We start from the raw sequence: 22,261 nt of genomic DNA on the forward strand, positions 1-22,261 counted from the left end.
GAACACAAGCATCAGAAGATAGGACAGATTTGAAAAACGAAACCATTTATAAGTAAAGACAAGGATAAGGATAATCAGGATATCAGCTAGTGGGTGATATCGCCATAAGACTAAAAAATAGGATGAAGATGAATATCATTAATTTTAAAGGTTTATTTCGAGCAAAAGGAATTTAGGAAAATAAATGCAGAACACTGGCAAGTAATGAATCAGCAAATCAAATTTTAGTGGAAGCCAAAATTATCGCAGCAAAAAAAGAGTGAGGGAGATGCTAGTTGCAAGAGAAGTAACGTAGTGCTTTCTAAACGGGTAGCTGGGATAGTATTAACAGATTTATCCCAGACAACCCTATTGGAATAGAAGTCATTTAGAGGAGCTAGATGGTAAGTAAGTATAGATATGGTGGAGTAAAGACTTTAATTGCTTATTTGGATGAGGTTCCAGAAGCTCAAGCTCATTAAATGTACTTTTAATGCGGTTGCCTTTCAATCGAATGTATGGTTTTAGTTTTTTTGATTTCTTCTTCATGCTAATCACTAAGACCTCCTGAAATTTATGATAATGGATTATTTTATGTCTAAGAAAGGCAGCTCGCCTGTGCATTCGCCAAAAGAGTTGTATCTAATGAATTATATAGATGACTTGCTGATGATAACTAATTGTTGAATAAGTTGTTCAGCATGAGCGAGTTGTTGTGAATTTTGAATGTTTGCTTATTGTTGTTCCTCCAAGTTTTTGTAATTTTTTTTTGACTAGCTTGTTTTGCCATTGATATTTAGATTTTCACCTAAGTTAAAAACAAATAATGCTGCATATTCGAATTAATTCGAAATGCAGCATTAGGAAGTGAAGAATTATTTATTTTAACCATCTCAAAACAATTTAATTGCATTCACACATCTAATACCTAACTGAAGCTGGTGACTAACCATTTTAATCCTTTCGTTGTGCTTCGTCATTGTTATCGTCAGCAGCCCCTCCAACCTTATTTCCCAATGCTGCGCCTACGATACCTCCAACAACAGTTCCAACAGGACCCAAAGCAGAGCCTACGAGTGCACCTGCAGCAATACCACCCGCCGTACCTACAGCTTTTCCGATGTCAGCTCCATCCGTATTGGTGCTATTTTGATCAGAATCAAGATTTCGATTGAGTTCTTCATTTTTAGTCATTTAATTTCTCTCCTTCGTTTTAATGACAGCTGCTACATTTACCGTAGTAACAATGGATATCATGTCCTAAATAGTATGAAAGGATTCATTCCTTGATGAGTTTGATACTATTGCGCGGTAATCGATTGGGACAAAGGGATGTGCAAGGATGTCTCGCATGGTGAATTCGCTGCTTCAATGCTTGGATGAATTAAAATAAGAGAGTATATTACATGCTGCAACCATTTTGGATGCAGAATTGGATTCTGTATCATGGGGAAGATTTGATACAAAAATACATCTCTTTATTGCAATAAAAATATCCCCACTAAGGTTCACTCAATCTTCATGTAACAACACGAAGTTTTTTGAGTGTCTACTTAAAGGGGATAATACCATGCCTTAAATTGAAGCAAGGGGATTTGTAATTATGTGGATTCATTACACTTCAATGATGATTGGTAAAACCATTGGCCGTCTTTTTGTTTTTGCATAAAGCAGCTTACTTGTAGATTCTTTAATACGATGTTTTAATATAGACCACTTACCGTCGTTTCCATTTTCTTGTAAGTCAGCAATGGTTTTCATCACAAGTCGACCTACTTCGCCTAATAAAGCTTCGGATTCTCTAACGTATACGAAACCTCTGCTAATAATATCAGGCCCGGATAGTACGGAGCCTTCTATACGACTAAGTGTGACAACAACAACAAGGATGCCATCCTCGGCAAGATGTTTTCGATCGCGTAAAACAATGTTTCCGATGTCGCCAATGCCCAAACCATCGATAAGTGTATTACCTGCTGTAACTTTCCGTGTTTGTTGTACATGATTTCCTGATAGGTCAAGAACATCTCCGTTATTCATTATATATATATTATCCTTCTCTACTCCAACAGACTCAGCAAGTAACCGATGCTGGTATAACATGCGATATTCTCCGTGGATAGGGATGAAATAGGTTGGTTTCATTAGCGTAAGCATTAGTTTAAGCTCTTCTTGGCTGCCGTGACCAGACACATGCATTCCTGTCGCTACACCTGATCCATGAATAACATGAGCCCCAAGCATATACAGATGGTCTATCATGCTTGCAACGTTCTTTTCATTCCCTGGAATTGGTGATGACGCGAGGATAACAGTATCACCAGAAGATATTTCTGTATGTGGATAGGTGGAGCTAGCGAGACGCGAGAGTGCAGCCATCGGTTCACCCTGGCTTCCCGTACACAATACCGCAACTTTTTCTCTCGGGAGGTGATTGGCCTCTTTTGCTTCAATAATCATGCCTTCGGGAATGTGGATATAACCAAGCTCCTGAGCAATCGTTACGACGTTGATCATGCTGCGACCAAGCAGCAGGAGCTTGCGGTTTGTTAGAATAGAAGCATCCACAACCTGCTGTAAGCGATTAATGTTGGAAGCAAAGGTGGACAGAAATATTTTATTTGTTGCTTTCTGAAAAGCATCTGCAATTTTTTCCCCTACCACTCGTTCAGAAGGAGTAAAGCCTGGTCGCTCAGCGTTCGTGCTCTCGGATAATAAAGCAAGCACCCCTGCTTCACCAATTTTCGCCATCCTATGAATGTCTGGGAATTGTTTATTGGAAGGAGATAGATCAAATTTGAAGTCTCCCGTATGAACGACCGTACCTTCTGGCGTCTGTAATACGATACCAACACAGTCTGGAATGCTATGGTTTGTACGAAAAAAAGAAAGCTGAAAGCTTCGTCCTAGTTCAATAAATGAGTCTGTTTTAATTTCATGAAATAAGGCTCCTTTGAGACGATGTTCGTTTAGCTTTCCTTTGATTAAACCGAGTGTTAGACGAGTTCCATATACAGGAATATTTAGCTGTTTCAATATATAAGGAATTCCGCCGATATGATCTTCATGTCCATGCGTGATCACTAATGCGCGTACTTTTTCTTGATTCTCAATCAAATAGGAAATGTCAGGGACGATTAGATCTATGCCGGGCAGACTCTCGTCTGGAAATTTAGAGCCACAGTCAATGACAATGATGTCGTCAGCGTATTGGATGACATACATATTCTTTCCGATTTCGAATACACCGCCAAGGGCAAAAATAGATAGTTTATTCAACTCTTTATTATTCATCTCCAATAAACCTCCGCATCATTGGTAAATGGCTATACGAAAACAGGAAAAAACCCTGCTTTTCAACAGGGTTTTTCCTATCAGGAAGCAGCTTATAATTTAAAATCCTAGCATTCAAATCATAAAAACCTAGACTATGTTCACTCGGCATTATAGTTTTTCCCCGAATATTGTTGCTTTGGATTGAATATTGCATCATGGTGCGCATTTCACCAAACTGACTTAATGAGAATAGTTGTTAAAGCCTTGTGGTTGTTGATGGTTGTTCATCGTTGAATATGCAGTCATTTGTGTTTGTGATGACTGAGCCAATTGGTTGCAGATGGTTGAGATTTGGTGCAATTGCTGAAGTGCTGTTTGATGGCCTTGCAGAGCGGTTTGTATAATTTGAGCGGCTTGCTGTTCACGTTGTGCTATTTGTTCCAGTGCTTTTGCATTATTGAGTTCTTGGTTTAACAATTGTTGATATTGCCCTGATGCTTGCTGAGTTTGGTTCACCAATTGTTGGATAAGTTGTTCGGCATGAGCAAGTTGTTGCGAAATCTGATTGTTGGACTGAAACTGGTACAAATGAATTCCTCCTGTTGGATATTTTGGATTTTCTGACCTAATTAGAATGACTCATACTAAGATGGAATATTCAATTTCTTCTAAATTTAATTTTCATATCCATGAGCTGCCGATTCATAGTCAAAAGGCATCAATACCGAAATTGGCGAAATGAACGAAACGTACGAGGTCGTTCAGCCCTTTTGGGCGTATCAACGTTTTGTTCTTAACGAGAGAACAACAGATACCGGCATTAGTACGGTCGAAGTAGCAGTAGCATTCATCACGATAGAAAAATTTATCAAGAACCAGGCACTACAAAAAAAATTCATCATATATAGTTGATATCCGTTCGGATTTGATGAGGAGGATATTATGCAACCTATGTTACCTATGGAAAAATATTTTGGGCAATTTGAACTGGTGCATGCTTTTTATGGGGCTATGCCTACAGGTGTCAGCGTTTCCGAAACCGGCCGTATTTTTGTTTGCTTTCCGAAATGGGGAGACGACGTTCAATTTACTGTGGCGGAAATTGTTGAGGGTGAAATGAAGCCTTATCCCAGTTTGGAAATAAATTTGGTTAATACTAGCAACATTGTAATGTCTTTCGTCAGTGTCCAAAGTATCGTTGCTGATGGAAGAGGAATACTTTGGGTACTAGATACAGGGGCACCAAATTTTTCTGAACCTATTCAAGGGGGAGCAAAATTAGTTGCTGTTGATTTAAGCACGAATACAATAAGAAGAGTATATACCTTTACAGAAGATGTTGTCTTGCCAACAACTTATTTGAATGATGTCCGTTTGGATTTTCGAGTTGGAAGAGCAGGTTATGCATATATAACGGATTCTTCTTCCAGAGGGCCAGGGGCTATTATCGTCGTAGATTTAGAAAATGGGAACGCGTTTAGACGGTTAAATGGGGCAATATCAACTTCACCTGATCCCTATTTTTTACCGAAAGTAGAAGGTAAAATTTTGATGAATCGAAACCCGGACGGCTCGACTTCTCCATTTAGATTGGCTTCCGATAGTTTAGCGATTTCTCCTGATGGAAAGGTTTTATTTTATGCTCCGCTAACCAGCCGTCAACTGTTCTCAATCTCAACAGAAGCCCTAAGAGATAGAAGGATACAGGACATGAATTTATCCCAATATGTGCACTATTGGGGGGAAAAAGGTGCGTCTGATGGAATGATCACCGGCGCAAACGGCACCGTTTATGCGGGAGACTATGAAAACAACAGTATCCGGAAGATATTGCCGAATGGTGCAATGGAAACCATCGCGCATGACCCGAGAATTTTATGGCCGGATACTTTTTCGATTGGCCCCGATCAATACTTATATGTCATTGTGAATCAATTACATCGGCAGGCGAGATTTCATTATGGAAGAGACCTGCGGGAAAAACCATATAGTTTACTTCGTATGAGAATTGATGAATTCCCTGCTCCTACCTTTTCATAATAATTTTAAACGAATGTAGCTATCCCTGATCCCAAACTAAATCCCCTATTCCGCTTATGGAGTAGGGGATCTTCAATTCTAACCAGGAGCGAACAACGTATGACACAAGCTAATCAACAACTTGAGTTCTTCTCGGCAAACCACTACGAAAAGAAAGTTCCCGCGAAACGTGTTAACTCGTACATATACGGCATGTAGTGAACGACCGGAGCTTGTCCTGAGCGGATATTCACGTTGCGCTGCTTAGGGATCATCCCGTGAATAAGGTGAAGGTCGGAACCGCATATGGCGGTGCCTTCGTTCAATTCAAACGAACACGGGGATATGGGCGGAGTATTCCTCAATGAACCAGATGAGATCTTTTTCTGGCCATGTCAGAAAACGTTTGGAGTCAGTGGCCTGCGATTGAGCGGCTGATGCGGCGGCAGCTGTTCGATCTGGGTCTAGATTCCATAAGTCATCGTAAGAGGAGGTAGGGATTAAATGCGCTCATCGTGCCCTTGCAGTTTCAAACCGCTGGTTAGAAATTCGAGATCGCTCATCTTGCCGTCCATTCCTACCGCATCAATCACGACATCGGCGCCGCCTTTGGTCATCGTAGTTGTCAGAGCAAAAGTGGGGTTCAGTCGGATGCTGGAGGTATTTCTTTGGAATTCCTGCAGCGATTGCTTTGAACAGTTGAATCGGCCACTCTTTATATGAATTGCAACTGTTGTTAATGACTATAAATCCATGATTCTTATCGAATCGGCGCTGCTTATGTTAAATAATAGCAACATTCTTCGGTGTACGTCCCTCAGGCTCATGCTTAGGCTGCTCTGACAGCACCGTTCCATCCTCTAAGTGCAGCCAAGTATCGAAGCTTCGTTCTCCTTCTTTCAAGGAAATGACCCTCGCTCCTGTTAAAAAGGGCCGATCCAGGTACGCGTTTCGGGTCGTGCGGCCATAGCAAAGACGGATGCCATGCCAATCGCCCCAGAAATCGTGACCGTGGTCATGGCCAGCGAAGGTGCCCATGACATCGCCCATCTCGATCATAGCTGCGAAGAAACCGGAATTCACCCAAGGCGCGCAGCAGAAAGGAGCATTACGCTCTCCGTAGCAGACACCGAAGTCCCATACATCTTATTCAGTCAATCGGAAAGGTTTTTTCTTGGTCAAAATCGCATACATCCAATGGATTAGTCTATTTACACAAGCGATCACGGCTACTTTAAATAGTTTGCCTTCTGCACGCTTTTTGTCGTAATAAGCTCTTATTCTCTTGTTACGTGACCCTTTCAGTCCACACCTTACAGCTTGATATAAAGCTGTCCGAAGCCTTCTAGAACCACGTTTGGCGATTTTATTTCGGGTTGCTGTAAACTTGCCGGAAGAAAAGTAAACTATCAATTAATGATAAGTTAAGTAGGTTTATTAATGACTATCCAAATGGTGACAAAATTACGATTCATCATCTTCTTACACACACTTCAGGGATACCTAATTTCAACAACTTTCCAGAATATAGATTAATGGCTCGCGTTTATTCACCACCTGAATCGACCATAACACATTTTAAGCACTTACCACTGGACTTCAATCCTGGGGAGAGATTTTTTTATAGTAATTCAGGATATATAGTCCTTGCACGAATTATGGAGCTTGTGGCAGGTGAATGCTTTAGTAACTTTCTTGATAAATCAATCTTTAAACCTTTAGGTATGTATAATACTGGGACTGACAATTCTGTTGATGTCTTGCTTAATCGAGCTTCCGGCTACAAGGTATGGGGAAATTATGCGCATGCTGACTATTTAGAAATGTCTATAATGACGGGGGCAGGGGGGCTGTATTCTACTGTTGAAGAGTAAGCGTCAAATATCCCCTTATCCGGAATTCCGCATAAGGGGATATTTGACGCTTACCTAGTAATTGAGGATACCGTGCGCCGCTATGCGTTTCAGAATCTTCGCCGTCGCGAGCCCTATGCCGCTCGTGCCGCCAATGATCACCGCCCGCTTCGCTTTGTACCGTTCAATGCGTACTTTCCTTGCGACGCCAGCGGCGCCTAGCTGATTGTGAACTGTTTAGTACGATAAGACAAGGACGCCGGAGACACTAAGACAAGTCGAGGCCGGAGACCTTGACGACGGCTTGCCACGCGGCTTCCTGGTTGGCGCGATCGTGGAGGTGGGGCTCGAGCTGCACCTCGATTGGGCCTGAGAACTTCCCTTTGGCCGAGGCGAAGAATTGCCCTGAGACGTCGGTTCCGAACTCCGACGCCTGGATGTAGCGACTGGCCGCGGTCTCCGGCGTCTGGTTCATGCCGGGAATGAGGTTCACGATTGGGATAAACACATACTTCAACAGAGGGCTAGCGCTTCGCTTCACGTTGGTGGCGGTCGCCCCACCGGGCGATACAGCGTACACAGCCATGCCGGACGGCAGCCGGCGCGCCAACGCCGCGACCCACCAAGCGATGATCAGCTTCGCGTCGGCATACGCATTGTTGGGCACGTACTTCACATTCGGCCCGTTGCGAATCAGGGCTTCAACAGCGGCGGTTCGGTCGCCTTGATGGTATTTGGCCGCGAAGGCGGGCAGGTCGGTGTATTTGAACATCGGCACGCCCCCTCGGGCAGGCTCCGCGCCGGCGATAACAATCCGTGCGTCGGGACTCAGCAGGTTGGCATTGTGCAACCCGACAGTCAGTTCATGATGACCAATGAGCGGGGCCTGAGATGCCTCGACGCCCGCCGCTGTAATCTCGCGCTGCTTGAAGGGAACCAGCCCCGCATTGAGCAGCAAGAAATCAACCGGCCGACCTCGTTTGACCAGCTCGGCGAGGGCGGATTGAACGCTGGTCGGTGCGTCCAGATCCAGCTCCAGCGGAGTGAAAACCTGTGTCTTGGTCTCAGCCGCGAGTTGAGCGGCCGCTTCTTGAACCCGGGCCAGGCTGCGCCCGGTGACGATGATCTGGCGGTAGCCCTCGATGGCGAGCTTGCGGGCTGCCGCATAACCGAGCCCGGAGGTGGCGCCTGTGACGAGTGCGATCGAATGTTCCATGTGTATTCTCCTTCTGAGGTTAGGGTTGCTTTGCTAATTTTGAACTGTGTGTGATGCAAAATGGACTACTTAGTCCATAGTAACATTAATGGACCAAATAGTCCAGTTCATAGTATAATATTGGTGAAAATCGTGCTATACTTTCAGGATAGGAGATTACTGCAAAAAGAATGAGAAAGGAAGAGGGAAGAAAGCTTATGCCAAACAACGGGTCTTTAACTTCACGCGGGCAGAACAGTAGAGAGCGTATTCTGAATCAGGCAGCCCAACTTGTTTACGAAAAAGGCGTCCGGGGTACCAGTATGGACGATATGAGGGTCGCAGCTTCCGTCAGTAAAAGCCAGCTCTATCACTATTTTGCTAATAAGGAAGAATTGGTCCTGGCGGTTATTGAGCGGCAAACCGTCAATGTGCTGGGTGCGCAACTGCCTCTCCTGGAACATTTGGACACATGGGAAAATCTAGAAAAATGGAGAACGACGATTATAGACTTAAAGGAAAGCAGCGAGAGCTTGGGAGGATGCCCGCTCGGTTCACTGGCTAGCGAACTAGCCGACCAGGACGAGACAGCCAGGGTGGCCCTGGTGCATTCTTTTGATGGATGGGAGCAGTACTTTATTGATGGATTTAGCAAGATGAAAGAGCGGGGTGATCTTCGGGCCGAGACTGACCCGGCTGAACTAGCTTGTGCAGTTATAACCAGTCTACAGGGAGGGCAGCTCTTAACCAAGACCCGCAAATCGACCCGTCCTTTCAAAATTGCCCTTCAAACGGCCTACGCTTATGTATTTTCATTTGCGACCAACCCGCAGGACGTGGAAATGGCAAAAAAGGGACGGAGCCAAGTTAACCCATAAAAACAGTACTCACTCAAGCGAGCTGCCAAAACCCTATAGTAATCGACAAAGCTTAGTTCTATCACGTTGTTTTAGGCCGAATTTAGGTGTCAGAACCTCTTAAAACTCCGATTGCGGCACCATAGTCAAAAGTGATCGTAAAAGCCCCCACCTTGAAACAAAGTGAGGACTCTAATATGCTTATTTCTTGGGGATTTTACATATCTCAGGCAGCATATCTGACCAAGGAAGCAATGCATCAATACTCTTATGATCTTTTGTATTTATATTAGGCAATTGCTCAAAGAGATACTTGAGGTACACAAAAGGATTGAGTTCATTTTCTTTAGCAGTTTCAATTACACTGTATATCGTAGCACTAGCCTTCGCACCACGTGATGTATTGCAAAAAAGCCGATTTTTTCTTCCTAGGACATTGGTCATACCCCTGTCAAGTAGACAGTTGAAAAAAGCTATGCTGCCAGCGCGCACCGATATTCAATTGGCGCGCGCTGCTTCAGTTTAGATTGATACCGCTGGTAGTTATAAAGGTAGATGTACTCTTCCACAGCTTGCTGAATTTCTTCTCCTGATTTACACTGTTGGAGATACAACTTCTCTGTCTTGAGATGCGAAAAAAAGGATTCGATGCAATCGTTATCCAGGCAGGTTGCTTTGCGAGAGTGGCTGCCTTTAACGCCGAATGCTTTTAAGCGCGTGTTGTATGCCTGAGACGTATATTGGAAGCCTTGGTCCGAATGGAGCACGGCTTCCGAAACGTCTCTTTTTCTTGTCCACTGCTCGACGGTATCGAGCACGAGTTTCACATCGTTGCGGGCAGACAATTGCCAAGCGACAACCTCATTGTTGAATAGATCTTGAATGACAGAGAGATAGTGAAAGTTCTTGTCGTCGGAAATGTAGGTAATGTCAGTGACCATTTTTTGCTGAGGTGCTGTGGCATGGAATTTACGTTTTAGACGGTTGGGGTACACGATCGAAGGCGTGTAATTCGACTGTTTTCGCTTCCTTCGAATGACCGATTGAATGTCCAGTGCCTGCATGAGCCGCCATACCTTCTTGTGATTAACAATGTAACCTATCTCCCTTAAGGCCATCTTCATACGCGGATACCCGAAGTAAGGATGTGTGAAATGGATGGCCATCATATGCTCGTTCATCTCATGATCCCGGTCTTGTCTGGCATCGCGCTGTGGCTGCGTGGCTCGCCATTTGTAATAGCTGGCTCTTGGTATGCCTGCAATGGCTAACAGACGTGTAATGCCGTGCTGACAGCGTAGTTCTTCGACTATTTTATAGTTGTCTCGCTGACCCGGAGCTTCTCCTTTACTAGATTTGGATACCGCTTTTTTAAGTAATCTACCTGCGCTTTCAGGTAATCCCGTTCTTCCTCTACAGTACTGAAGATCGTGCGAGGACGTCCTGTAAGAGGGTTAGGTGTCTTTTCTGCACGTACGTCAAAGGCCTCTCCGTTCTGCCATTTCCTCACCCAGACCTTTAATTGGCTACTGTTTCTGATCTCTAACTTTTCAGCCACTTTCTTATAACTGAATGATCCCTTCATATATTCCTGCATCGCAGCCAGCTTAAATTCTTCTGTATATTGCTTAAATGTTTGTCCCTTTTTAGCCATAGAAAAATCCCCTCCAAGTTCACTCTTTTCCTCATGATAACATGAGGTTTTTTTTGAGTGTCTACTTAAAGGGGATAATACCATCGAGTGAGATCGGTTTTTTTGTCTCATCATTGTGCATGATAGCTCTTCAATGCAGAATTAAGAAGCACTATCCTTTTAACTCAAACAAACTTCCGACTCGTCTTCTTCCCATCACAGCTAAACACAATCTTTTTATCCTCAACAAACGTCTCCAGGTGAACGTTTTTTCCCCAAAGCTGAACGACATGAGGCAGCGTACGCTCCACATACTTCAGATCCAATTCCATACCCTCATACTCGTGGATTAAATAAAGCTCACCCACACGATTAAAATCTCCATCCTTAACCATCAAGCTAGGAAACCCGCCGTTTACTTTCGAATAAACAAGCTGATCGCGAATTTTCTCCCACGACTTATCGGTAATTTTCCATTCAGGGCCTTTTTTCTCGAAAATGTACAGATCAAGATCATTAACCAGATCCTTCGTTAGGTAGTTGCGGATGAACGAAATATCTGAATCAAGTTCGCGTACCTCAAACATTTTTTCCCTGCCCTTGCCAGGGACGCGTCCGAAGCGTGCTTGTTCTTCCTTCGTTGGGTTATCGAATCGGCGTTCGATATCCTCGAATATTTTTAGGCCCAGATAATAGGGATTCAAGGTGTGCCGGGATGGCTGCACGACAGAGGAGTTCAGCTTAGCGAACTCAATCGTTTCATCACTAGTCAGATCAAGCTCGCGTATGATCCGCTGATGCCAGTACGAAGCCCAGCCTTCGTTCATAATCTTGGTCTCAATTTGCGGCCAGAAATAGAGCATCTCATCGCGAAGCATAGATAGAATGTCGCGCTGCCAATCCTCAAGAGTAGGGGAGTACTCCTCAATGAACCAGACGAGATCTTTTTCTGGCCGTGGCGGAAAACGTTTGGCGTCAGCGGCCTGCGATTGAGCGGCTGATGCGGCGGCAGCGGTTCGATCCGGGTCCAGATTCCACAAGTCATCGTAAGAGGAGGAAGGGATATTCCACTCCGAGCGCTCGCTGTCCTTTTGCACCATTTCGATATAACGTTTCTTATCTAATTGATAAGGCTTAATGAGCGTTGGATCGACATGCTCTTGAATGGCGAGTATTGCATCGATAAACTTCTCGACTGCTTCTGTGCCATGATCCATTTCATATTGATGAATACGATCCGCTGTAGCAGACATGCTCTCAACCATATTGCGGTTGGTTACACCAAAGCGAGCGTTGTTTTTGAAAAAATCACAGTGAGCGAGCACATGGGCGACGATGAGTTTATTTTGAATTAGAGAATTGCCCTCTAGAAGAAACGCGTAGCAGGGGTTGGAGTTAATAACGAGCTCATAAATTTTGCTTAAGCCGAAGTCGTATTGGAGCTTCATTTTGTTGAACGTTTTTCCAAAGCTCCAGTGGCTAAACCTTGTTGGCATGCCATACGCGCCAAAGGTATAAATAATTTCTGCCGGGCAAATCTCATAGCGCATTTGATAAAAGTCTAATCCAAAGCCGGTAGCTATTTCTGTTATTTCATCAATGGATCGCTCCAGTGCACGAATTTCATCTTGTCTCATCCGTCATCCCTCCGCATGCGAAAATACGATTCATACCATGTGTATGAGCGGGTGGTCAAGGTTATGACGAAGTGAGCAGGATGGACTCAGCGTATGTGGCGATCAAAAAAAGAAAAAACCTTGGACATCTGCCTTTTCGAGTAACACTCAAATTGAAAACAGACGATCTCAAAGTTTTTTTTCATTTTGCTTATTGTCGTACATCGCTAGGTCAGCGTTGCTTATCAATTCTTTTAGCGAGCTAGCTGTGCCGTGCGTTGAACTAATGCCTATGCTAGCGGAAATATGAATGATATGACCATTGATTGTGAATGGCTCGTCAATCGATTTTTTTATTTTACTGGCTACAAAATCGATATCTTGGTTGTCCACCAAATGCTGAAAGCAAATAACGAATTCGTCTCCGCCGTATCTAACGAGGATGTCGGTTTTTCTGACGTCTTGTTTCAGTCTCTTGGAAATTTGAAGCAGCAGCAAATCACCAAAGTCATGACCGAACGAATCATTAACCTCTTTAAAATCATCGATGTCGATGAACATCACACTAAACTGCTTGTCCGAGCCAGCATGATCCAAATGAGATAAATAACGTCGATTGTAAAGACCGGTCAAGCTGTCCGTAACACTTGCGTTTTCTAAATCCAATATATATCCGAAAAAAGCGGCCATCGAATGGAGAAATCCGAGCTGCCTTTCATCTAGATGAATCGGTTCTTTATTTATGGCGCATAGGGTACCAACTGCTGTCTGGTCAGCTGTTCTTACAGCGATTCCGACCAAAGCTTGTGTTCCAAGTTGCTGGGTAATAGGTAAAGAGGCTGTACGCGGATCATCAAGTGTATTGGTGATGTTAAGAATGGAACAATCCTGCTCTAAAACAAGATTGCAGCAACTTTGCAGCAAATGTAACGGTAAGCTATTGGTTCCTTCATTTTCATGACGGTTGAGCGCTCTTATGATTCTGCTTCCATTATGATCAATTGTAGCTATCAATAAAGTGTCAACCTGTAGAAAGTGCTTCAAGGTGTCAATAATATGGTCGGCTGCATCTTCTAGTGAGCGTATAGTACTGCTCATGCTCTCAACTCCTGCCGTAGTGTTGAAACAAAGGAATTACCTTATAGTCCCATAGTAGTCTAAAAAGAGGACTAACTCAAGAAACAATTGATAATAACTAGGCAAATTGAACTATAAATTTATGACTTCGTAAACCTTTACCTTGTATCGAATAAAGAATCGGTCCTCTATTCCTATGAATTAATATAAACATAAATTCATCATATATAAAATTAATACTTGAATTAATTACGAACGTGTAGTTAAATAGTAGTATAAATCACTATTAACTCTTAACTAACTAATTAATGAAATTATTAATTTAATTGAGGTGGATGATTATGACAAACAAAGCGACAATGATAGTGGATAAGGATTTTCAAGTTGGGGAAGTGGATAAACGTATATATGGATCATTCATAGAACATCTTGGGCGTGCGGTTTATGGCGGCATTTATGAGGCGGATCATCCGCAAGCAGATGAGCAGGGTTTTCGCTCCGATGTTCTTGAGCTTGTAAAGGGACTTGATGTGCCTATCGTCCGTTATCCTGGCGGTAATTTTGTATCCGGTTACAACTGGGAGGATGGTGTTGGTCCGGTAGATCAGCGTCCGAAGAGGCTTGAGCTTGCATGGCGAACGGTTGAGCCCAACTGGATCGGCTTTAATGAATTTATGGACTGGTGCAAAAAGGTGAATACAGACGCTATGATGGCCGTCAATCTTGGCACTCGCGGCATTGATGATGCACGCAACTTGATTGAATACTCCAACCATAAGTCAGGATCATATTGGAGCGATCTTCGCATCCAGCATGGTTATAAAGATCCCCATAATGTAAAGACATGGTGTCTCGGCAATGAAATGGATGGACCTTGGCAAATCGGACACAAAACTTCTGTAGAATATGGTCGCATTGCTAACGAAGCAGGAAAAGCGATGCGATGGGTTGATCCGACAATTGAGCTAGTCGCATGTGGAAGCTCGCATATCGGAATGCCGACGTTCCCTGAATGGGAAGCTACCGTACTTGATCTTGCTTATGATACGATTGATTATGTGTCGATTCATCAATATTATGGGAACCCTCATAACGACACGAAAAACTTCCTTGCACAGTCTATGAGCATGGATTCCTACATTAATACAGTCATTTCAACCTGTGATTATGTGCAAGCAAAAAAACGTGGAAAGAAGCAAATCAACCTTTCCTTTGACGAGTGGAATGTGTGGTATCATTCGAATGCACAAGACCGCAAGCTTGATCCTTGGCAAATTGCTCCGCCACAGCTTGAGGACGTGTATAATCATGAAGATGCACTTGTTGTTGGCTGCATGCTGATCAGTATGCTTAAACGTGCAGATCGTGTAAAGATGGCTTGTATCGCACAGCTGGTTAACGTGATCGCACCAATCATGACGCAAAATGGCGGACCTGCATGGAAGCAAACGATTTATTATCCATACATGCACGCAAGCATTTTCGGTCGTGGCACAGTGCTGGTGCCGCTAGTGAAATCGCCGAAGCATGATACAAAGGATTTTACAGACGTGCCATACTTGGAGACTGTAGCCGTTCATAATGAAGAGAAAGAGGAAGTAACGATTTTTGCGGTTAACCGCAACACGGAAGAATCGCTTCCATTCGAAATCGATTTGCGCAGCTTCGGTGCTTTTCAACTAATTGAGCATATCGTGCTTGAGTCTGATGATTTGAAAATGACGAACACGGCAGACGCACCTAATCGCGTAACACCTCACACAGCAGGTAATGCTGCGCTTGCAGACGGCGGGAAAATTGCCGCGACGCTTAGCAAAGCATCGTGGAACGTTATTCGTATTAAACTATAATGGAATCAACTAGGGGATCCGGAAGCCGCGATTGCGGCTTTTGGGATGCCCTTCTATTATTATAATATAGAGAGAGGAGGAGATCGGGATGATAAATGCGAATACGGATGAAACTTGGCTGCCCTTATATGAGGCATTGGCTAGTCCTGTCAGGCTCTCCATTATTAATTTGCTTGCAACAAATATGATGAACGTAAAGGAGCTTGCTGAAGCTATCGGTCTAAGCAGCGCGATTGTAACGATGCATATTCGGAAGCTGGAGAAGGCTGGCATTGTAGAGACGAAGATGGTTCGTAAACATGGCGGCACACATAAAATTTGCTCGCTTGCTGAACGTACCATAACGATTGAACTGCCTCCTAAGGCGCTTGATGTGAAGAAGGTGCATGATGTTAGCGTGCCTGTTGGACATTTTACAGAATTTGAAGTGTTTCCGACTTGCGGCATTGCTACAACGGAGAAGCTAATTGGGCAATTTGATGATCCGCGTTTCTTCTTGGAGCCGGAGCGAATGAATGCAGGCATTCTTTGGTTCGGCAAAGGTTATGTGGAATACAAGGTGCCGAATTATTTGCTAGCGGGACAACGGCCTGTAGCACTTGAAATTACACTGGAGCTTGGCTCAGAAGCGCCAGGCGTAAACGATAACTGGCCATCTGACATTAATTTTTCCCTTAATGGAATGGATATCGGCATGTGGACGAGCCCTGGTGATTATGGAGATGTAAGAGGACGTTTCTCACCGGCTTGGTGGGGAGATCGGGTCAATCAATACGGACTGCTCAAGGTGATACGCATTCAAGAGGATGGGACGCTAATTGATGGACAGCATATGTCATCAACTAGTATCGGTGAAATTGGGTTGGAGCGAAATTTCTGGACATTCCGCATTGGCGTGAAGGAAGATGCCGTTAACGTAGGCGGGTTAACCTTATATGGCAAGGGTTTTGGCAACTATAATCACGATATTATGTTTCGAGTGTTCTATGAAGATGCTCGCAGTGTTTAAGGCAGCTTGACTGCCTTAAGCAGGCGCACCCCCTCCTTCAGACTGCCCCGGGTTTATAATCGTGCATACCATTTTCTGTTCAAAAAGATATAATGAGTAGGATAGCTAATCTAAGCCATTATTACTCGGAGGAACAAAGATGCTGACTATGTTCACTTTTCTCAAAAAATATCGTTTTGCTGCTTACGTTGCTCTGCTGCTTATGTTGGTGGAGCTCGTAGTGGAGCTGCTTCAACCGTATATTATTTCAAAAATCATTGATGATGGTATTGATAATAATAATTTATCGGTTGTGCTGCAATGGGGCGGCTTTCTAATTGGTTGCTCTGTTATCGCTTTCATTGTAGGGATACTTAGCTCTTTCTATGCTTCACACGTAAGTCAGAGCTTCGGATTTGATTTAAGAGAGCGGCTTTATGAAAAAGTGCAATCGTTCTCATTTGCCAATTTTAATCGTTTTCCGGAATCATCGCTTATTACTAGATTAACGAATGACGTTTCACAGCTGCAAAATACAGTGTTCATGGGACTGCGTATTATGCTTCGCGCCCCATTGCTCGTAATCGGAAGTATCGTAATGGCCTTTATCGTTCAGCCTAAGCTGGCGATTTGGCTTGCTGCGGTCATTCCGTTTCTTGGTGTTTTTCTGCTTTGGGTGCTTAAAAAGGGAGAAAAGCTTTTTCGTTCTGTTCAGAAGCAGCTGGATCAAGTGAATAGCGTGATGCAGCAAAATTTAATCGGCATGAGAATCGTGCGTGTATTCGTTCGGATGAAGCATGAATCGAAGCGTTTTGCATTTTCCAGCGAGCAGCTGATGGATCGTACCGTATCCGCTCTTCGTTTAACGGAAGTTACGATGCCTATCGTGCTGTTATTTATGAATGCGATTGTTATAGCCGTGCTGTGGTTTGGTAGAATCGAGCTCGATCGGAATGGAGCATCCGTTGGTGAGGTGGTTGCCATTGTCAACTATGCGATGAGGACGATTGGTGCTCTATCCATCATGTCCATGATCGTGGTCAACTTCTCGAGAGCGCGCGCATCAGCTCAAAGAATTGAAGAAGTTGTGTTAACGGACATCGACTTAACAGATACAGTTGACAGCGATGAATCGGTGAAGCTTCGCGATGGCTACGTTTCCTTTGAGAACGTATCTTTTGAATATCCGGATTCCGATCTGCATGTATTGCGAGATATATCCTTCTCGGTATTACCGGGTGAGACAATTGCCATTATGGGTGCGACCGGTTCTGGCAAAACATCGCTCATTCAACTGATTCCTAGACTGTACGATGTGCAGACGGGCGTGATTCGCGTGGATGGCAAAGACAATCGCTTAATGAAGCTTGAGCAGCTTCGCAAGCAGATTGGGTATGTTCCGCAAGAAATCATGCTGTTTACAGGCACGGTGGCGGATAATATTCGCTGGGGCAAGGAGAATGCCAGCATCGAAGAAATCATAGAGGCTGCCAAACTAGCTCAAATCCATGACACCATTATGAAGCTGCCGGAACAATACGATACGATAGTGGGTCAAAAAGGAGTTAATCTCTCGGGAGGGCAGAAGCAGCGTCTAACGATTGCGAGGGCATTAGTTAGAAAGCCAGTTGTGCTGCTGCTTGATGACAGCACAAGCGCACTCGATGTACAGACCGAGGCTGCTCTTCTGCAAGCACTTAAAAATATGAGCTGCACGACATTTCTCATCACGCAAAAAATAAGCTCAACCGTAGCTGCGGATTCGATCCTTCTGCTTGATGAAGGCCAATTGCTGGCACAAGGCAAGCATGAGCAGTTGATCCGTGAATCCAGTTTGTATCAGAAAATATACGAGTCACAGTTCGGGAAGGAAGGTGTGTCCCGTGCTTAGACAATTAAAGGAGCCTTTTCAGTACCAAAAATCTGGAGAAGCGGTCGAATCCACTGCAGCAGGCAAAGGTAAACGTAAACCACGCGCGCAAAATATGAGCCAAACGCTGAAGCAAATGTGGAGTTACCTGATCGTCTATAAGGGCAGACTTGCAGCTGTCATTGTAATGGTTATATTAAGCTCTGCGTTCTCATTGCTGGGACCCTATATGGCAGGTACCGCAATCGATCGCTTTTTGATGAATAGAGATAGCGGAATTATTGTTTTTCTACTATTGATGGCTCTCGTTTATGCGCTGCACTCGATCACGATGTGGCTCCAAAGTATATGGATGATAACCATTTCGCAAAAAACGGTCTATCGCATGCGGGTCGAATTGTTTGACCATTTGCACAGGCTGCCGATCCCTTTTTTCAGCAAGCGTCAGCATGGTGAACTCATGAGCCGCGTTACGAATGACATAGAAAACGTAAGCTCATCTTTAAATAGCTCTGTGATTCAGGTGTTTTCAAGTATCCTCCTTCTTGTTGGAACCGTAAGCGTTATGTTGTCCCTTAGTCCGCTTTTGACTCTATTAACCTTCCTCGTTGTGCCGCTTATGGTGCTGGGAATGAAATGGATCACAAAACAAACCGGCCGGCTATTCAAAGCTCAGCAGCGCAATCTTGGCGACTTAAATGGTTATATAGAAGAAACATTGTCAGGACAACGCATAGTGAAGGCCTTTTCTCAGGAAAAAACAGTCATCTCCGCCTTCAAGGAGCGCAACGAGCGTATTCGAGTTTCTGGCTTCTGGGCGCAGACGATTTCTGGTTTCATTCCGAAGCTGATGAACGCGTTAAACAACTTAAGCTTCACGATCATTGCAGGAATAGGTGCGATATTTGTTTTAAATGATCAAATAACGGTCGGTACAATTATTATATTTGTGGAATATTCCAGGCAGTTCACAAGACCGCTTAATGACCTTGCTAACCAGTGGAATACGCTATTATCTGCTGTCGCTGGTGCTGAACGTGTATTTGATGTGCTAAGCGAAGATGAGGAACGAAAAGATGAGGGAGCAGCTCGCGAACTTGCAAAAGTAAGCGGAAAAGTCGTTTTTGATAAAGTAACATTTGCTTATGAAGGAAGGACAGCTACGATAAGCGGGGTAAGTTTTGAAGCTACGCCAGGGGAGACGATCGCTCTAGTAGGTCCAACCGGAGCGGGTAAAACAACACTCATCCAGCTTTTGTGCCGATTCTATGATCCTAGCTCGGGCAGCATCTTGATTGATGGGTACGATACACGAACGCTCAAACGTGAAAATTTGCGCTCGCATATGGCGTTTGTACTGCAGGACCCATTTCTGTTCGAGGGGACCATCTATGAAAATATCCGTTACGGCAAGCTGGATGCAACGGATTTAGAAGTCCAACAGGCTGCAAAACTCGCAAACGCACATTCCTTCATTTCTCGTCTGAAGGACGGCTATGGGACCGTACTCAAATCAGACGGCAGTGGAATTAGCCAAGGACAGAAGCAGCTGCTTGCCATTGCCAGAGCGATTCTAGCAGATCCTTCAATCCTTGTATTAGATGAAGCGACAAGCAGTATCGATACGGTCACTGAAATAAAAATCCAGGAAGCGCTGCAGCGGCTTATGAAAGGGAGAACGAGCTTTGTCATTGCCCATCGTCTGAACACCATTCAACAAGCGGATCAGATTGTAGTGCTGCGTGACGGTGCCATTTTGGAGAAAGGATCACATTCACAGCTCCTTATGCAAAAAGGCTTTTACAGCTCGCTTGTTAATGGGCAGCTTAATAATGGCATGCTGAGTGAATCAGATTAAACGTCTGCATGGCACACTATTACTGATATACGCAAACCTTATTGCAACTATTTTAGGGGATGGAGAGTATTATTAGTTATATCAAGGAGGTGGGATGTATGACTATTACCCTGTGCCCCAAATGTGGAAACCAAAATGATGTCGACGCGAACAGGCAAATGGTTGTGGAATGCTCCTCTTGCGGTACGATACTGATTGATGATGCAGATCTTAAAGATGCAGAAGAAGGGCTTCAAAGGACCTTGGATCATAAACAAATCAATCCGCCTGAGGAAGTTGATATAGAAAAGTACATTAGCAAATTAGGTGACCATGAGAAGCAAACGAAGTATGTAGAGGAAGGGTTTTGGGCAAAAGTGAAGCGACATGCAGCTAAGGTGCCGTTCGCTAAAGAAGTAGTCACGCTTTATTATTGCTCGGCTGATCCGAAGACGCCGCTATCTGCTAAGGTCACAGCTATTGGAGCTTTAGCCTATTGGATTTTGCCGCTTGATCTTATTCCGGATTTTATACCTGTAGCAGGTTTTGTTGATGATGCAACAGCCGTGTTCATCGCTTACAGGTCCCTTAGTGGCCAAATAACGGAAGATCACCGTGAGAAGGCGGAGCAGTTTTTCATATTGAACAAAAATGTGAAGCTAATTGATCCACAGTCGTAATACAAACAGTAAAAAAAGGATGACCCAGCGAGTTTATCGCAAGCGGTCATCCTTTTTGTTTTCAAGCAAAGCAGTATATTAGAACAAGCTCCATTCAAACTCTCTCGATAATGACTCAAGAAGAGCAACACCAGCAATGCTGTTTCCTTTTCGGTTCAGCGATGGACCAACTAATCCGATACCGTAACGGCCAGGCACCAGCGATAAAATACCGCCGGATACGCCGCTCTTGGCTGGCAACCCGACATGAATCGCAAACTCTCCAGAGGCATTGTACATGCCGCAAGTTATCATAAAGGTTTTGGCTATTTGAACGAAGCGGCGAGGAATAAGCTGTTCTCCGGTTGTAGGATTTTTGCCGTTATGCGCCAGCACCAAAGCCATTTGAGCCAAATCTGCACAGGTTACACTGATGGAGCAGTGCCGGAAATAAACTTCAAGAACATCTTCAACTGATCCTTGCAGAACACCGTTATCTTTGAGAAAATATGCCATTGAACGATTAAGGTTCGCTGTATCGGCTTCAGAACGATAGACGTCCATATCGTAGTCAAGTGAGCTATTATTAGAAAGAAGGCGAAGGAAGTCTAACACTCGTGCAGATTTTTCAGCAGGATCTTTGCCAGCAATTAAAGAAGAGATCGCAATGGCTCCAGCATTTATTAGTGGATTAAAAGGAATGCCCGGCTGTACGAGCTCAAGCTTTAGCATTGAATTAAAGTTGTCTCCAGTAGGCTCCATGCCAACCTTGTCAAAAACGACATCTTCTCCGTTATCCATTAGCGCTAAAATGAGCGTGAATACTTTTGAAATACTTTGCATCGTAAAAGAGAGATCTGTATCGCCTTCAGAGATAGAAAGGCCGTTTGAATCAATAAGGTGAATTCCTAATGCCCCAATCGGTGATTTCGACAGCTCGGGTATATAGGAGGCAACTTTGCCGATGCTGCATTGTTCACGGCTTGATTCAACCCATTGTGGAAGCAGAGCTTGAATACGTTCGATTTCTGATAATGTCATTTTTATTGCTCCCTCTTGTGAACTCGCTCTAAAATTGGATAAATGGCTGAATAATCATATTATTATTCTATTATAATTACGAAGTGTTTATAAAGTTGGAATTTGTTAAGTTTATTTGAAAGTAATTGGTTATATTTTACCGAAAATCGAGTGAAAACATACTTTTTAAAGTTTTTTTAAATAAATGCTTGACCAATTGGAGGGGGGCATGATATATTCTAATTCCGGCCGAGAGAAACACGCGGACGACAAGAAAAACAAGCAAGACAAACGATAGAAAAGTTTGCTCTTTGAAAACTGAACAACGAGTAATAACTGCCCTTACGATTCTAACGAATCGTGAGAAAAGCGATAAAAAAGTWATGAGCAAGTCAAACACCAAYWTGGAGAGTTTGATCCTGGCTCAGGACGAACGCTGGCGGCGTGCCTAATACATGCAAGTCGAGCGGACTAGCGTTTTCTTCGGAAAACGCCGGTTAGCGGCGGACGGGTGAGTAACACGTGGGTAACC

Annotated in this window: 17 protein-coding genes, 1 rRNA gene and 5 pseudogenes; 9 read left to right on the forward strand and 14 right to left on the reverse strand. The window is 44.0% G+C overall.

Features of this window, described 5'->3' with window-relative positions; genetic code table 11:
- Positions 1-933: 933 nt before the first annotated feature.
- From AB4Z17_RS21320 to AB4Z17_RS21330, 3 genes are all read right to left on the reverse strand, one after another.
- Positions 934-1,173, reverse strand: a complete 240-nt coding sequence (locus AB4Z17_RS21320; RefSeq protein ID WP_441913325.1) for a glycine zipper domain-containing protein — start codon at positions 1,171-1,173, stop codon at positions 934-936.
- Positions 1,174-1,593: 420 nt separating this feature from the next.
- Complete coding sequence (locus AB4Z17_RS21325) at positions 1,594-3,273, reverse strand: ribonuclease J (protein WP_441913323.1); 1,680 nt, start codon at positions 3,271-3,273, stop codon at positions 1,594-1,596.
- 222 nt (positions 3,274-3,495) lie between these two features.
- The gene (locus AB4Z17_RS21330) at positions 3,496-3,843 is read right to left on the reverse strand and encodes an AMP-dependent synthetase and ligase (RefSeq protein WP_441913321.1); all 348 of its coding nucleotides are present in this window, start codon (positions 3,841-3,843) and stop codon (positions 3,496-3,498) included.
- 354 nt (positions 3,844-4,197) lie between these two features.
- Between AB4Z17_RS21330 and AB4Z17_RS21335 the strand changes: the two genes are divergently transcribed.
- Entirely contained in the window at positions 4,198-5,295 is a 1,098-nt protein-coding gene (locus AB4Z17_RS21335; protein WP_441961934.1) for an L-dopachrome tautomerase-related protein, read from the forward strand.
- 173 nt (positions 5,296-5,468) lie between these two features.
- Here AB4Z17_RS21335 and AB4Z17_RS21340 read toward each other — a convergent pair.
- From AB4Z17_RS21340 to AB4Z17_RS21355, 4 genes and pseudogenes are all read right to left on the reverse strand, one after another.
- Positions 5,469-5,537, reverse strand: a pseudogene (locus AB4Z17_RS21340) (hypothetical protein); the annotation flags it as partial.
- Between the two features lie 254 nt (positions 5,538-5,791).
- Positions 5,792-5,891 (reverse strand): annotated as a pseudogene (locus AB4Z17_RS21345) (hypothetical protein); the annotation flags it as partial.
- A gap of 166 nt (positions 5,892-6,057) precedes the next feature.
- On the reverse strand, positions 6,058-6,357 hold the full coding sequence (locus AB4Z17_RS21350) for a hypothetical protein (protein WP_441961935.1): 300 nt from the start codon (positions 6,355-6,357) through the stop codon (positions 6,058-6,060).
- A 63-nt stretch (positions 6,358-6,420) separates the two neighbouring features.
- Positions 6,421-6,669, reverse strand: a pseudogene (locus AB4Z17_RS21355) (transposase); the annotation flags it as partial.
- A gap of 41 nt (positions 6,670-6,710) precedes the next feature.
- Here AB4Z17_RS21355 and AB4Z17_RS21360 point away from each other — a divergent pair.
- The gene (locus AB4Z17_RS21360; protein ID WP_441961948.1) at positions 6,711-7,148 is read left to right on the forward strand and encodes a serine hydrolase domain-containing protein; all 438 of its coding nucleotides are present in this window, start codon (positions 6,711-6,713) and stop codon (positions 7,146-7,148) included.
- A gap of 247 nt (positions 7,149-7,395) precedes the next feature.
- Here the strand turns inward: AB4Z17_RS21360 and AB4Z17_RS21365 are convergent, their stop codons facing one another.
- Positions 7,396-8,343, reverse strand: a complete 948-nt coding sequence (locus AB4Z17_RS21365) for an SDR family NAD(P)-dependent oxidoreductase (protein ID WP_441961937.1) — start codon at positions 8,341-8,343, stop codon at positions 7,396-7,398.
- Positions 8,344-8,513: 170 nt separating this feature from the next.
- On the opposite strand from AB4Z17_RS21365, the gene AB4Z17_RS21370 reads away from it, so the two are divergent.
- On the forward strand, positions 8,514-9,200 hold the full coding sequence (locus AB4Z17_RS21370) for a TetR/AcrR family transcriptional regulator (RefSeq protein ID WP_441913313.1): 687 nt from the start codon (positions 8,514-8,516) through the stop codon (positions 9,198-9,200).
- A 180-nt stretch (positions 9,201-9,380) separates the two neighbouring features.
- Here AB4Z17_RS21370 and AB4Z17_RS21375 read toward each other — a convergent pair.
- From AB4Z17_RS21375 to AB4Z17_RS21395, 5 genes and pseudogenes are all read right to left on the reverse strand, one after another.
- A pseudogene (locus tag AB4Z17_RS21375) lies at positions 9,381-9,614 on the reverse strand (transposase domain-containing protein); the annotation flags it as partial.
- 38 nt (positions 9,615-9,652) lie between these two features.
- Positions 9,653-10,498: pseudogene (locus AB4Z17_RS21380) on the reverse strand (IS3 family transposase); the annotation flags it as partial.
- Positions 10,489-10,833 (reverse strand): transposase, encoded by a 345-nt coding sequence (locus tag AB4Z17_RS21385; RefSeq protein ID WP_441961939.1) that lies wholly within the window; start codon positions 10,831-10,833, stop codon positions 10,489-10,491. The pseudogene AB4Z17_RS21380 and the gene AB4Z17_RS21385, both read right to left, overlap by 10 nt.
- Before the next feature lie 164 nt (positions 10,834-10,997).
- The gene (locus AB4Z17_RS21390; protein WP_339204121.1) at positions 10,998-12,449 is read right to left on the reverse strand and encodes a SpoVR family protein; all 1,452 of its coding nucleotides are present in this window, start codon (positions 12,447-12,449) and stop codon (positions 10,998-11,000) included.
- Positions 12,450-12,617: 168 nt separating this feature from the next.
- Positions 12,618-13,526: a sensor domain-containing diguanylate cyclase gene (locus tag AB4Z17_RS21395; RefSeq protein ID WP_441961941.1), complete on the reverse strand. Its 909-nt coding sequence runs from the start codon at positions 13,524-13,526 to the stop codon at positions 12,618-12,620.
- A gap of 320 nt (positions 13,527-13,846) precedes the next feature.
- On the opposite strand from AB4Z17_RS21395, the gene arfA reads away from it, so the two are divergent.
- The 5 genes from arfA (at position 13,847) to AB4Z17_RS21420 (ending at position 20,730) form a co-directional block, all read left to right on the forward strand.
- Positions 13,847-15,355: an arabinosylfuranosidase ArfA gene (gene arfA / locus AB4Z17_RS21400; protein WP_441913771.1), complete on the forward strand. Its 1,509-nt coding sequence runs from the start codon at positions 13,847-13,849 to the stop codon at positions 15,353-15,355.
- Positions 15,356-15,443: 88 nt separating this feature from the next.
- The gene (locus AB4Z17_RS21405) at positions 15,444-16,364 is read left to right on the forward strand and encodes an ArsR/SmtB family transcription factor (RefSeq protein WP_441913773.1); all 921 of its coding nucleotides are present in this window, start codon (positions 15,444-15,446) and stop codon (positions 16,362-16,364) included.
- Between the two features lie 139 nt (positions 16,365-16,503).
- A complete protein-coding gene (locus AB4Z17_RS21410) occupies positions 16,504-18,234 on the forward strand; it encodes an ABC transporter ATP-binding protein (protein WP_441961943.1) in 1,731 nt (576 codons plus the stop codon).
- Positions 18,227-20,071, forward strand: a complete 1,845-nt coding sequence (locus AB4Z17_RS21415) for an ABC transporter ATP-binding protein (RefSeq protein ID WP_441961944.1) — start codon at positions 18,227-18,229, stop codon at positions 20,069-20,071. The genes AB4Z17_RS21410 and AB4Z17_RS21415 overlap by 8 nt, the downstream gene beginning before the upstream one ends.
- 98 nt (positions 20,072-20,169) lie before the next feature.
- Complete coding sequence (locus tag AB4Z17_RS21420; protein ID WP_339204113.1) at positions 20,170-20,730, forward strand: DUF1232 domain-containing protein; 561 nt, start codon at positions 20,170-20,172, stop codon at positions 20,728-20,730.
- Between the two features lie 78 nt (positions 20,731-20,808).
- Here the strand turns inward: AB4Z17_RS21420 and glsA are convergent, their stop codons facing one another.
- Complete coding sequence (gene glsA, locus AB4Z17_RS21425; RefSeq protein WP_441961946.1) at positions 20,809-21,750, reverse strand: glutaminase A; 942 nt, start codon at positions 21,748-21,750, stop codon at positions 20,809-20,811.
- Positions 21,751-22,130: 380 nt separating this feature from the next.
- On the opposite strand from glsA, the gene AB4Z17_RS21430 reads away from it, so the two are divergent.
- Positions 22,131-22,261 (forward strand): 16S ribosomal RNA (locus tag AB4Z17_RS21430); the annotation flags it as partial.

The sequence above is a fragment of the Paenibacillus sp. TAF43_2 genome (assembly GCF_052113545.1).
Classification (GTDB): domain Bacteria; phylum Bacillota; class Bacilli; order Paenibacillales; family Paenibacillaceae; genus Pristimantibacillus.

Coding starts and splice junctions, on each gene's coding strand:
- AB4Z17_RS21320 (WP_441913325.1), bottom strand. CDS start 1,173: ATGACTAAAAATGAAGAACTCAATCGAAATCTTGATTCTGATCAAAAT.
- AB4Z17_RS21325 (WP_441913323.1), bottom strand. CDS start 3,273: ATGAATAATAAAGAGTTGAATAAACTATCTATTTTTGCCCTTGGCGGT.
- AB4Z17_RS21335 (WP_441961934.1), top strand. CDS start 4,198: ATGCAACCTATGTTACCTATGGAAAAATATTTTGGGCAATTTGAACTG.
- AB4Z17_RS21365 (WP_441961937.1), bottom strand. CDS start 8,343: ATGGAACATTCGATCGCACTCGTCACAGGCGCCACCTCCGGGCTCGGT.
- AB4Z17_RS21370 (WP_441913313.1), top strand. CDS start 8,514: ATGAGAAAGGAAGAGGGAAGAAAGCTTATGCCAAACAACGGGTCTTTA.
- AB4Z17_RS21385 (WP_441961939.1), bottom strand. CDS start 10,833: ATGGCTAAAAAGGGACAAACATTTAAGCAATATACAGAAGAATTTAAG.
- AB4Z17_RS21390 (WP_339204121.1), bottom strand. CDS start 12,449: ATGAGACAAGATGAAATTCGTGCACTGGAGCGATCCATTGATGAAATA.
- AB4Z17_RS21395 (WP_441961941.1), bottom strand. CDS start 13,526: ATGAGCAGTACTATACGCTCACTAGAAGATGCAGCCGACCATATTATT.
- arfA (WP_441913771.1), top strand. CDS start 13,847: ATGACAAACAAAGCGACAATGATAGTGGATAAGGATTTTCAAGTTGGG.
- AB4Z17_RS21405 (WP_441913773.1), top strand. CDS start 15,444: ATGATAAATGCGAATACGGATGAAACTTGGCTGCCCTTATATGAGGCA.
- AB4Z17_RS21410 (WP_441961943.1), top strand. CDS start 16,504: ATGCTGACTATGTTCACTTTTCTCAAAAAATATCGTTTTGCTGCTTAC.
- AB4Z17_RS21420 (WP_339204113.1), top strand. CDS start 20,170: ATGACTATTACCCTGTGCCCCAAATGTGGAAACCAAAATGATGTCGAC.
- glsA (WP_441961946.1), bottom strand. CDS start 21,750: ATGACATTATCAGAAATCGAACGTATTCAAGCTCTGCTTCCACAATGG.